Annotated in this window: 6 protein-coding genes; 2 read left to right on the top strand and 4 right to left on the bottom strand. The window is 58.6% G+C overall.

From position 1 onward, the window contains the following. Window positions 1-3 precede the first annotated feature (3 nt). On the top strand, window positions 4-1,863 hold the full coding sequence (locus tag QNN99_RS00310; RefSeq protein WP_229964437.1) for a DUF262 domain-containing protein: 1,860 nt from the start codon (window positions 4-6) through the stop codon (window positions 1,861-1,863). Between the two features lie 527 nt (window positions 1,864-2,390). Continuing rightward, the gene (locus QNN99_RS00305; protein ID WP_229964436.1) at window positions 2,391-3,971 is read left to right on the top strand and encodes a nuclease-related domain-containing DEAD/DEAH box helicase; all 1,581 of its coding nucleotides are present in this window, start codon (window positions 2,391-2,393) and stop codon (window positions 3,969-3,971) included. A 182-nt stretch (window positions 3,972-4,153) separates the two neighbouring features. On the opposite strand, the gene QNN99_RS00300 is transcribed toward QNN99_RS00305, so the two are convergent. From QNN99_RS00300 to QNN99_RS00285, 4 genes are all read right to left on the bottom strand, one after another. Continuing rightward, window positions 4,154-4,771 carry a heavy metal-binding domain-containing protein gene (locus QNN99_RS00300; protein WP_229964435.1) on the bottom strand — a complete coding sequence of 206 codons (618 nt, stop codon included), beginning with the start codon at window positions 4,769-4,771 and terminating at the stop codon, window positions 4,154-4,156. Window positions 4,772-5,069: 298 nt separating this feature from the next. Then, complete coding sequence (locus QNN99_RS00295) at window positions 5,070-6,329, bottom strand: SPFH domain-containing protein (protein WP_331461748.1); 1,260 nt, start codon at window positions 6,327-6,329, stop codon at window positions 5,070-5,072. A gap of 487 nt (window positions 6,330-6,816) precedes the next feature. Continuing rightward, a complete protein-coding gene (locus QNN99_RS00290) occupies window positions 6,817-9,933 on the bottom strand; it encodes a DEAD/DEAH box helicase (RefSeq protein ID WP_269439116.1) in 3,117 nt (1,038 codons plus the stop codon). Between the two features lie 222 nt (window positions 9,934-10,155). Further along, window positions 10,156-12,036: a DUF262 domain-containing protein gene (locus QNN99_RS00285; protein ID WP_229964434.1), complete on the bottom strand. Its 1,881-nt coding sequence runs from the start codon at window positions 12,034-12,036 to the stop codon at window positions 10,156-10,158. Window positions 12,037-12,349: the final 313 nt, after the last annotated feature.

Raw genomic sequence — 12,349 nt, 5'->3', positions numbered from 1 at the left:
TAGATGGATGCCAAGACGTACCCGTTACAGGACATCCTCAAGCCGGAGCGCCGATATGTTATCCCAACATTCCAGCGGGACTACGAGTGGACCTTGGACGGCCAGTGGAGACTCCTATTCGATGACCTTGAGGCCGCCGCTGATCGCCTGCTTGCCGCGAGGAATCACCGGCAAGATGGAACCCGAGGAACCCAGCTAGAACAGAACATACCGCCACACTTCCTTGGCGCGATCGTATGCGCAAGCATGCCCTTCCCCACAGGCGGGGTGGCTCTACGCTCCGTCATCGATGGCCAGCAGCGCCTAACCACAATTCAGCTGCTTATCCGGGGTCTGCTTGATGTTCTGATTGAGCACAACTCGGAGCGGGAAAAGTCAGTACGTCGGATGCTCTTCAACCCAAGCGATGTTGTTGAGTCCGCCGAGGAGGTTTACAAGTTGTGGCCCCGCCGGCGAGATAGGGATGTCTGGCCGGGGGCTATGGCCGACGAGACACCAGGTGACACCCATCGCCACCTATATATGCAAGCGCGTACATTTTTTTCCTCGAGGAGCCTCCAGTACGCACGCGAAGCCACGGGCGACGTCAGTGCGCCGAAACTAACCGCCCTCGCGGACGCCCTCTCAAGTTTGTTCAAACTGGTGGTGATCGATCTCGACGACAACGACGACGCCCAAGTGATTTTCGAAGTACTGAACGGTCGGCAGACTCCCCTATCTGCAATCGATCTCGTGAAGAATCTCCTATTCATGAGGGCGGAGCTCGATAATGAGGACGTCGAGCAGCTTTACGATAAGTATTGGGCACAGTTCGATGACGAATGGTGGAAGGAAACTGTAGGACGAGGACATGCAGCTCGCGGTCGACGGGACGTGTTGCTCTCCGTATGGCTAACCGCTGCTACCGGTAACGAAACAAACGTTGGGCACCTTTATCGGGAAGCTCGTGCCTTCTTGAATAGCGGGCCTTCTACTGAGGAAGCATTAGTAGAGCTCAACACCTTTGCCCAGGCCTACCAGGTTGTTTACGGCAAACTCCCAAGCGCCGATTCGAGGTTGGTGACCGCATATCAGCGGCTTCACGCGCTCGACATCACTACAGCCGTTCCTCTATTGACCTGGCTGGCTACCATTTCATCTTCACAACTGCCCACGGACGATCACATCCGTGCTGTGCAATCAGTCGAGTCCTGGGCGATTCGCCGCACTTTCGCTGGATGGCAGACCAGAGGATATGGAGCTCTGCTCGCGAAGGTCCTCAAGGAAGCAAAGGAAGCACTGGGCGCAGGTAGAAACGTTCCCGAAACGATTAGCCTGGCCCTCCGAGACAACTCTCTTACCTGGCCGAAAGATGAAGACCTGGTCCAAGCTTTCTCCAGTCGCCAGTTCTACAAGGGTGCATCCCAAGTAAGGCTTCGGCTCTTGCTTGGTTCCATCGATCAGCAGCTCCGTTCGGAGAACCGGCACGAGCCTAGTGCGACTGTCGACTACGGCAGCCTGCAGATTGAACACATCATGCCGCGGGCTTGGGTAGAGCACTGGCCCCTCTTGGACGAGAATGGCGCAGCCCCAGCAGTCGGTGGGCAGAAGCCCATGCACGATCTGCTCAGTGCAGAACGTGATCAAGTCATTGACAGAATTGGCAACCTGACGCTCGTCACAGGCGCATTCAATAATGATGTTTCGAACCATGGGTGGGATATAAAACGCCTTGAGTTTCAGAAGCAGAAAAGCCTTGTGCTCAACTACGACGTAGCTAATGCTCCCCTATGGAATGAAGAGGCCATCAACCGCCGATCCCTAGCTCTGGCAGAAGTGGCCATCCGCATATGGGGACCACCCCCGAGCCACGCTGAGGAGTAGAACTCTCCGCCAAATACCTTGAGCGCATCCTCCCCCGCCTCTCCGGTGGCCTGGCCGCTACGGACCGTCCGGGCCTGGATGCCGCCGAGCTGGAAGACCACCAGGAACGGCTCACCACCCGGCAGGAAGTCTTGCTGGATTCCACCCGCTCAATCATCCGCGCCCGCTTCGTCGGCGGCGCCGGCAGCGGCAAGCCCTGGCTCGACCTGGCTCGCCGTCGAGAAGGCCAAGCGCCTCGCCAAGGATGGCCAGCGCGTCGGGCTGTTCTGCTACAACAAGGGGCTCAGCGAGCATCTGCGCCGAGGTTGCCGGCTGGAAGCAAGCCCGGCCGGTATTCGTAGGCGAGTTCCACGACTATGTACAGTCCCTGGGCGTGCCCGACGGGTCCGGGCAGAAGTGCTTCGATGAGGAGCTGGCGTCTGAAGGACCCGACGACAGCGGGCCCATTGGTTTGAGGACTAGCGATGGGACGACTGCCTGTAGATTACGAAGAGCCGGCATCGCCGCCGGCACGATAAGGGGGAATCGTGCACTGCATACCGGACGAGCCAGACTTTCAGGACGGCCAACTGGCCGAAAAGGCACTTTGGGACGCCCTGCGCGCCCAGCTGCCCGACGACGTCGTACTGGCGCACTCGGTACAGGTGCGGCACGGACGGGCCGAGCACGAGATCGACATCTTAGTCCTGTGGCCCGGCGTCGGGCTCGCCGCCATCGAGGTCAAGGGTGGACTGGTGTCGGTAGAGAACGCGCAGTGGTACCAGTCCGACCGCAGCGGCAAACGCAAGCTGCCAAGTCCGATAGCCCAGGCCCAGGGAGCCCAGCACGCCCTTAAGGACTGGCTCAAGGATCAGGTGGGATCGCCGCTGACCAGCCGCTTCGCCTACATGGCCTGCCTTCCCTACACAACGGTTCCGGCGGACTGGCAGATGGCGGGCATCCCCCGCGGCCTCATCATCGACCAGGCCGGGATGAGTAACTGTGCCGCGCTGATCCGCCACGCCATCGAGCATGAGGCCCAGGGCGGCAGCGCGCTAGCCGCCAAGTACCTGGAGCGGATCGTCCCCCACCTTTCCGGTGACTTCGACCCGGATTCCTCCCCCGCCGGCGACGCCGACGAGCTCGAGGCCCGGCAGGACCAACTCACGGAGCGGCAGAAGGTCCTGCTCGATTCCACCCGCACCATCCCCCGGGCCAGATTCGTCGGCGGCGCCGGCAGCGGCAAGACCTGGCTGGCCGTCGAGAAGGCACGGCGCCTGGCCAAGGACGGCCAGCGGGTCGGCCTGTTCTGCTACAACAAGGGACTGGCCGAGCACCTGCGCCGCGAGGTCTCCACCTGGCGGCAGGCCAAGCCGGTCTTCGTCGGCGAGTTCCACGAGTACGCCAAATCCTTGGGCGTCGCCGACGGCGCCGGGCAGGAGTACTTCGACCAGGACATGCCCCGTCTGCTCAAGGATCTCGCCTCGACCCTGGACGTGGAGACCAAGCTGGATGCCGTCGTCGTCGACGAGGCCCAGGACTTCGCCCCCTTGTGGTGGGAGGGGCTGCTAGCCTGCCTGAAGAAGCCCGACGACGGCGGGGTGTTCGCCTTCATGGACGAGCGGCAGAATGTCTACGGCCGGTGGGACGCCGGCACTGTCGGAACCAGCGTAGACCCGACGGCAAACCTGGTGACGCTGCATATTGACGAGAACCTGCGGAACACCAAGCGCATCGCCCATACCTTCCGGGGGTTCTCCGGCGAGCACTTTCTGCCCCGCGGCGGCGACGGACTACCGGTACGGGTGATCGACTGCGCCACCGAGGATGCGCTGGACGTCGCGAGCGACTGCGTGGATGTGTTGATCGAGGAAGGCTGGGCGCGGAACCAGATCGCGCTGCTCACCACCAAGGAACGGCACCCTGTGCATCAGGTAGCTTTTGAGTCCAAACTCATTCCCGAGTACTGGCAGGCCTTTCACGACGACGACGAGGAGTTCTACGGGCACGTCCTCGGCTTCAAGGGGTTGGAACGGTCAGTGGTGATCCTGTGCGTGAACCGTTCAAGGACCTCGCCCGGGCTCCCGAGCAGCTCTACGTTGGCTTGTCGCGGGCGCGTTGTCTGCTGATGGTGGTCGGCGACCAGGAACTGATTGCACGAGCCGGAGGTCGGGATTTGGAACTGGCGTTAGGGCGGGCTGGGATGTGGGTTCCTAGCCTTTAAGTTAGCCGAGGGTTGCGCGGGTCCTCACGCGCAACCCCCTCAACTTATTTCGCTAATTAAGGATCCAGTATTAGCAGCCCAAACTTATTAGTTTTTCTCGATCATTACGGCGTTACCATTCGCTGTAACCGCGAACAAAAATGGAAGATAAAGCGTACCACCGGAACTAGAAGCAGTCTCGGGATCCATCGTCAGGTAGTCGAAATCGACACCAATTACAGCGTTGCACCCAAGCGCGTACGCGGCTTCCTTTAGTTCAGCAAGGGCGTTGCGCCGAATGTGCGCCAGCCCTGCCAACAAGTCCGCCCCGACTTCTCCATTGACCCCGCCGAGCCAGCCATGGGTAGGGCGATTCATCGATACTGCATCGTCACCGGAGATGTAACCCGAATACTTCGTAATGGAATAGCCATCGAAGTTAAATCCGGAAGTAATAAGCATGCTGGCCAGCGCCCGCTGCTTCTCCTGTGCAGCTCGAGCTGCATTCTCGTTATCCTTAGCTAGTTGTTCATGCTCCCGACTAAGGCGCGCCTGTTCCTGGGATAGGTACTCGCGGTAATAACCCACCAGCTCGTCCACGTTCACATCGTCAGCAACAGCAATACCTGTCAACCCCGACTTGTAAGGGTATCCGGACTGTTTGACCCAAGCGTCGAAAGTGCCCAACTCCAACCCGAGATTTTTCGCGATGTCTTTCGTTTTCATTGCATCCTCTATCTTAGGTACTTTGCTGCTTCTGTATTTGTCGGGTCAATGTCAAGAATCAAGCTCGCGTATCGGAACCGATTCACCGGATCGCGTTCGCATTTCTGAAGCAGCACTTGAATGTCTGACAATATATCAACCACAGCCCCCTTTTGCGGATGCTCCGGAGTGTTTGGCATAAATCGGGAGCGACAAAAGGCGCATATGACTTGTCCATCTTCTTCGAAAAGTTCTTTGCTGCCGCATCGGGAGCATTCAACGAGATTCATCAAACCTTCTTAGTTGAAATTCCTTGAGTCTATGAAAGTCCAAGTGCCTTTGCTTTCGCCGCATCAAATTCGGCCTGATTAATTAACCCCGCCTCGAAAGCTCGCTTCAGACCCCCCAGGACTGTAATTAAATCTGAATCACTCTCGGCAGTGGACGTTGAAGTTACGGGTGCTGGTGTTTGATGCATCAGCGCGGGAAGGTTCACGGATCCAGCCGCAACACCCAGTCCCAGTAGCCCCTCAGCCCCGCGGGCTTCTCCAGCAGACTGCATACCAGCTGCGACGGAAGCCTGCAGGTTTGCGTTGCCTCGCGTGCCCGCCAATGCATCGGCCCGTTGAACAGATCGAAGCAGTTCCTTCGTATTCTCATCATATTTGACTCCGACGAGGTTTACCTTGGAAATTCCAATCCCACGAGTTGATGTCCACTTATAGGCTTCCTCGACCACACTGGACAAGGACTCGGCAAATCCTATCGAATCCTGCTGAATTCGTGACATGCGGTTAGCTCGGTCAGGATGGTTTGCATACCTGCTGAAAGCTGCGGCCAGTGAGCTAATTACTTCTGAGAACAACTGGCTCGCAGCCGAGTTGCCCCTGTCGGTGAAATCGAAAATATCCTGGCCCTGCAAGTAACGAGCAGGGACAAAACGTTTCGCGAAGAGGATGGGATCAGTAATGCTGATGCTGTAGGTGCCGTGAGTGAGGGCGCCGACCTGGGCGTTGAAGTAGGCGTCGTCCCAATAAATTTCCGATTGAGTGCCGAATTTATTGTTAGGAAGCTCCTTCAGGTTTACAAAAAGCGCCAGCTGCTGTGAACCGGGCTGCCCCCCAAACTTAAAGCGCTCCCACGACTGCTGAATGAGTGACTCAGACGGGTCATCGTCAGCGAAGATTGAAAGTGAGTTCATATCTGAGGACGCCCAGATGTAGGCGCCGGGGTCGCCTGCGAACGCCGTCAGCTCTCCGTCCTGAAACAAGAGCAATCCGTAGCCCTCGGGAACAACAATCTTGGAGCCGTTACTTAAAATGGCGTTCGACCCTCTGGTACCCGAACCGCGATTTGCATTTGCACCTGCCCGAACAGCAGGGAACAATGCGGCCGTTGGGGAAAGTTCCGCGGGAACCGTAAGAAAATCTTTCCATTGGCCTGCAAATGCTCCGCCAACTGAGTCAATAGCGGCCTTAACGAGCCCCATCCCGTTCTTCCTATCAATAGATAAAGCATCTACAGATCCAAGAAACCAATCTGCTCTCAAAAATGTATCAGGCCAAGCATAGCGGCTCACCGTTGGCGTTCATGTTCACCACTCGCAGGTCTGCGGTCGACGGGTGCGGCTGAAGCCTTGCGACAGCAGGATAGCTCCAGAAACCCTAATGTAGCCGGCCAAAGGCGGGCTTCCACTGGCAGGACTAGGAGTTCAGGTCTGGACGATGTACCCGGGCTCCTACTCCCTCCTATCCCAGCCCCCAGTGTTGAATAATGTTGACTGCGGACATGTGGGAGTACGCCTTCAGAAAGAGCCACCTGCCGCTGAACGCCTCACGGGGTGTGTTCCCACGCTGGACCGGCGGCCATCCTGTTAGTGAATGAGTTCAAGGAACTTACCCGGCGCCCGCGCGTCATTATGTCGGCCTCTTCAGGCAGGTTCCTGTTGACGATTATCGGCGACGAGAAGCGGATCGCCGACGCGGTTTAGCATCGGTGGGGGCATCCTCCTTGCGCAGCATGTCACTGTGCTCTGATAGTCCCTCCCTAGATCACGTTAAGCGGGATTACTGCGCCACGGCACTGGCCTCCGTGTAAACATCGGCCGGCATCGGCCGCTGCAGCTTCCAGGTGATCGCGATCGGCTTCGACCCGGTGTGCTGCATGTAATCCAGCTGGCCAAGGCAGACGTACGGCATCGTCAAGCCTGACTCGTCGTTTTCACGGGCCCGGGTGAACAGCAGGATCTGCGTGCCGGCAGCCTTGTGGTCCAGATAGCGCTGGCCCACCGGACTGGTCGGAGACGTGCTGTTCTGCGACTCCCAGTGGAACACGTCCGGGCTCAGCGCGTAGTCCTTGTACATGATGCTGGCAGCCCGGTCCTTGGCATCCTTTTCCACCGTCACGAAGAACGCATCAGTTTGCGTGTCTTCGCACCAGGCCACGCCTTCCCGGTGCCGGGCCTTCCGCCCGTCCACGGCCAGGTAGCCAAGCGCCGCAAGGACCTCCTCTCGCCGGTAGGTCGCGTGCGAGTACAAGGGCACATGCGCCAGTCCGCGGCCCAGCCCCTTGGGCGCATAACGAGTCCGGTCGACGCCGAGGGCAGCCAGTTGGCGAATCTCGTCGCACACGGTGGGATAGCTGCGCAGGAAGTCGAGGCCGGCGTCGTACGAGGTGAACTTCCCAGCCTCGGGCCACAGCGCAAAGAACAGCATGCGGGCGAACGTCTGCTCCCGCGGGCCCAGCTCCTCATACCGCGGAGCGTTCCGGGACACTAGCATGGTGTAGGCCTCAGCCCGTTCGGGATCGTCAACGCAGAGCAGTGTGGTCATGCGCCGGAGCAGCAGCGTCTCCTCCGCAATCGACCTCTGTTCATCCCCTCTCAGCAGCTGTGCTGGTCCGGCGGCAGCTTCGGCCAATCCCGCAGAACGGATTAATGAAGTCCAGGATTCCCCGGTTTTCCGGTACACATCTTCCAACCCGCGCCCGGACTTTTGCAGGAAGTCTGCCAACCCGGTTTCCCCGTGGAAGCGGATGTCAGCGACCAACTGCGGCCGGGTGCTCCGCAGTTGATCGCGGAGGCTGTCGATGATGATCTCCTGCGAAACACGGTCCAGCACGATCTGGGAACCGGATGGGAGGAATGGGAACCCTTCTTCGATGGCGCTCTTGAGCCCTTTTCGCCGCAGTCCGGTGATGGCGTGCAGCTTGTTGTCGAAGCGGAACTCTCGCCGCTGCTGGCCGATAAAGTCCAGAACTGTCAGGACTGCTTTGTCCTTGGACCGGCGGAGTCCGCGGCCCAGCTGTTGCAGGAAAATGGTGGAGCTCTGGGTGGGCCGGAGCATCAGGATGGTGTCGACCTCGGGCAGGTCGAGGCCCTCGTTGAAGACGTCCACCGCGAAGATGCAGTTCAGCTCCCCGTCCCGCAGCAGGCGCAGCGCCGCTTCCCGGTCCGGTTCGGGTGTTTCACCGGAAACGGTCGCCGAGGGGATTCCCGCGTTATTGAAGACCTCGGCCATGTACTTTGCGTGCTGGACGGACACGCAGAAGCCCAGTGCTCTCATGTCCTCAACGCTGGTGACCGTGCGTCGGGTTTCCGCGATGACCTTGGCGGCCCGCGCGTCGTTGCCGGTGTAGACGTTGCTCAGTTGCGCGGCGTCGTAGTTGCCGCGTTTCCATTCCAGCTGGCTGAGGTCGACGTCGTCGGCCACCCCGAAGTAGTGGAACGGCACCAGCAGGTTGGCTTCCAACGCATCCCAGAGCCGGAGCTCACTGGCGACACGGCCGTCGAAGAACGCGTCGGCCACGTTGACGCCGTCGCCGCGTTCCGGAGTTGCTGTCAGCCCGAGCAGCTCGGCCGGTTCCAAACGTTCCATGATGCGGCGGTAGGTGGGCGCCTCGGCATGGTGGAACTCGTCGATGACGACGACGTCGAACTCCTCGGGGCTGAGAGTCTCCACTCCCCGCGCTGCGAGGGACTGCACGCTGGCGAACAGATGCTTTCCTTCAGAGGGTTTGTGTGTGCCGACGAAGAGCTCGCCAAAGCTGCCGTCCTGCATCACGTTCCGGTAGGTGCGCAGGGACTGGGCCAGGATTTCCTGCCGGTGCGCGACGAACAGCAGTGTCAACCTCCGGCCGGCAGCATCGCACAGCCGCTTGTAGTCCAGGGCCGCGATGACTGTCTTTCCGGTCCCGGTGGCGGCGACCAACAAATTGCGATGGTGGCCATGGACGTCCCTGGCAGCCTCCAGGTCTTCCAGCATGCCCTGTTGGTACGGGTGCGGCTGCACTTCCAGTCCGGTGGAACCCTGCGGAAGGGACGTTTTCTTCCCGCCGTTGCTGGCAAGGGCCGCGTCCAGTTTGTCGCCGTCGCGGTCTGGGTCGTAAGGCTGAAACTCCGGCTGCTCCCAGTAACTGTCAAACGTCACTTCGAACTTCTGCAGCAGTTCCGGGGTTCCCACGGCGGAGAGTTTGACGTTCCATTCCAATCCCTCAAGCATCGCCGCGCGGCTGAGGTTTGAGCTCCCGACATATGCGGTGTCGAAACCGGAATTCCGGCGGAACAACCAGGCCTTGGCATGCAACCGGGTCGCCTGGGTTTCATAGTTAATGCGCACCTCCGCACCGTAGATGCGGACCAGTTCATCGATGGCCCGCCGTTCGGTGGCACCCATATAGGTGGTGGTGAGGACCCGAAGGGGAACCCCGCGCTCTTTGAGCTCGGTCAGCGACTTGCCCAACAACCGCAGCCCTGTCCAGCGAATGAACGCGCACAGCATGTCGACCCGGTCAGCAGACGCCAGTTCAGCGTTGAGCTCCGAGGACAAGCTGGGATCATCTTTACCGTTGGTGAGCAGGGCGGCTCTGCTGAAGGAGCTTGCGGGCCGACGGAGCTGGCGACGCTTCAGCCCCTCGGGCGGAAACAGCGATGTCAGCTGCTGCGGTCCAGCCTGAATCAGTGCCGCACCGTGCAGGTCGCTCAGGATGCTGTTGGCCAGCGCCACCCGATCGGCCGGGGCCGCCGCGGCCAGAGCCTGCCTCGCCTGGTTGGCTATGTGACTCGCCAGGACATCGGGAGAGAGATCATCCGAGACCGTCTCGAACGCAGCCTGCAGTTCCGGCTGCGTCTCAATCCGCTCGGCAAGTTCCTTCGTGTGCAGTAGCTCGTAGAGACCTTCCGCCAAAGATTCTGGCTCTCCCCGATAGATGTTCAGCAATGCCCAGCCTTCTTGGTTTCTTGCGCAGCCATTTTAGGGTGCCTTGTCTGATGAGAGTAGCTGCAACTCTGAATACATTTGAAACGCGTGGAGTCAGCGAGCGTGGATAGTCGTATTCAACCAACAGGCCTGACCTGGATTGTGCATTCCTCGTTGTAGCCACATTCACACTCCAGGAACCAGCTGGGGCTACGCATCAGTCGATGCTCCTCCGGATGTCGTTCCGCTGCCGGAACTCGCTCCCAGACCCAGTAGGTCGTCGGGATTCCAGATTCGCTTCGCGAGGTCTCTGTACAGCTCTCCGCGTTCAAGATTGGCTGTTTTCGTGAAACTGTCATAGGGCTTGAACGGCAGGTTTCCTTTCTTGATGAACTGCACGAAGCCGGGGTTCTTCTCATAGCACTGAGAATGAAGAGACCTAGCGAGAAGATTCTGCGTCAGGTAGTGCTGCAACTTGCTCTCGTAGGCATCATCGTTATAGCTGGCGTTGAATGACTTGGGCAGAAGGAGGAGCCCACCAATGAGGTTGCGGTGTTCTGAAAAGTCGTGGGTCTGAGGGAACTCATCGAGATACTGCTCAGGATGGTCCGCCCAGATATGCTCCACTTCGTAGCGAACATTCGCAGCGTTTGTCAGTTCCCTGTACCGGCTTGCTCCTCCGGACTGCACAGCCACGTAGTCGGTAAGGCGTGCGAGAAACCGGTGTACTTGAAAACGGTTCTGCTGATGCATTCGGAACCTATTGTTACTGTCAAACGTTTCAGTTTCACTCAGCAGCAAGGAGTGGAGTCTGACTGCTAGATCTTCGGCGCTGAGTCCTCGAATATCCTTCATCACTACGAACATGGCATACGACATTGTGGAGTAGGCAATGCTGCGCCAATTCCAGATCCTCCAAGCCAGGAGAATGTCGACGTAGCGTGCAACCAGCGCCAATTTTTGATCCACTGTCTCCTGCGAGTCTTCGGGCTGTAAGGGCGCAAGGAGTAGTTGATGCTGCAAGGTGAAGCCTCGATCGGCGTTGTAACCGATGTGTTCCAACCCGGACGGGGTCGATTCACCGGTCGAGGCTTTGGCTACGCGGAGATATTGGCGACTGTAGAAATCCATGTCCTTCATTACGAAGTCATAGAAGGTTCCTTGGCTACTCAGGCCCAAGCGAACGGCGTCATTCCGGACCCATCGATGAAATTCTGTGCCGATTCGGTCCCAGTCCTCAGGTCTGGCCGCCTTCTTGCGCTCACGGATCTTCTCGGCGTACTGGCTCCTGAACCAGGTCTTGATGAAGTCGGAATCCCCGTCCTTGTGGAGACTGCCCAGCTCCAGCATGCGCTTGCGCCACGAGTCATTTGCCGTCGCCCGCGCAGTCCCTTCGGTGATGTTGGAGAGCAGGTACCCCTTGAGCATGTCGGCTGGAGTCAGTTTGAGCCCCCGGTCATTCATGGTCTCGAAGATCGTGTAGGCATCGTCGTCGGTGTACGCGGTGATTTGGACGATCTGGACCCTATAGATAAGCCAATCGATGAAGAAGGGCAGCGCGTCGCCTCTTAGCTCTTCCGGGAAGGTGTCATCCAGTTCGTCATAGCGAGCTACCAGGGTTTGTACTGATTCCGAGGCCTCCGGCGGCGGGCTGAATCGCCCCGTTTCAAAGAGGGAAGTCATGCATTCAGTCCTGTCAGCAACGTCGAGGTTGAAGGACTTTTTACCGTACTTCTCCACCATCAGCAGGTCATCGATGGGTACTTGAACCGCGCGCTGATCTTGAAGCCGCCGCAGGTAGGTCAGAAGGAGAGTCAGGCTTGTGAGGCGTTGTTGTCCGTCGACTATGAAGGAGGCAGAGTCTTTTTCAGAAACGATGATTGAGCCGAGAAAGTAGTATGGATACTTTTCAACTTCGCTACGTTCATGAGCCGAATCCCAGGCATCAGAGAACCTACCGGTAAGGTCGTTAACTAGTTCTTGAAGCTGCTTGAACTCCCAGCGATATTCCCGCTGGTAGTAATCGATTGAATAGCGGTTTCCTTTGAGAATGTCATTTACGGACTTCGCGATCCCGTCAATCTTCTTCAAGCTTGCTCCCCTGTTTCTCTAGCCTTCTCTGAGTCTAGCCGGAGGGGGAATGCTAGGAGAACAACCGGTGCTGAAGTCACGAACACAGACCCCAAGATCTCAAAGTATTGCAGTCCCTCCCGGGAGCTACCTCGCCCTGTGCCACGGGGGCATCTACGCGAGGACTCAGGACCTACCCTGGGCAGCGTGAGCGCAGCTCTTTTCCTGGGACATCTATCTCGTCCCTCGTGGAAACAAGATCCATAAATATCTCGCCACTGACCTTCTGATGCGATCCATCCTCCCTTAATAGGATGACAATGCCGGCTGCCAA

This window comes from Arthrobacter sp. zg.Y820 (assembly GCF_030125555.1).
In the GTDB taxonomy this organism is placed as follows: domain Bacteria; phylum Actinomycetota; class Actinomycetes; order Actinomycetales; family Micrococcaceae; genus Arthrobacter_B.
The sequence above is the reverse complement of the archived record's forward strand: the minus strand, read 5'-3'. Positions and strand labels throughout refer to the sequence as shown.

What these genes read in the sequence shown, in the direction of transcription:
- QNN99_RS00310 (WP_229964437.1), top strand. Translation starts at nt 4, where the DNA reads ATGGATGCCAAGACGTACCCGTTACAGGACATCCTCAAGCCGGAGCGC.
- QNN99_RS00300 (WP_229964435.1), bottom strand. Translation starts at nt 4,771, where the DNA reads ATGAAAACGAAAGACATCGCGAAAAATCTCGGGTTGGAGTTGGGCACT.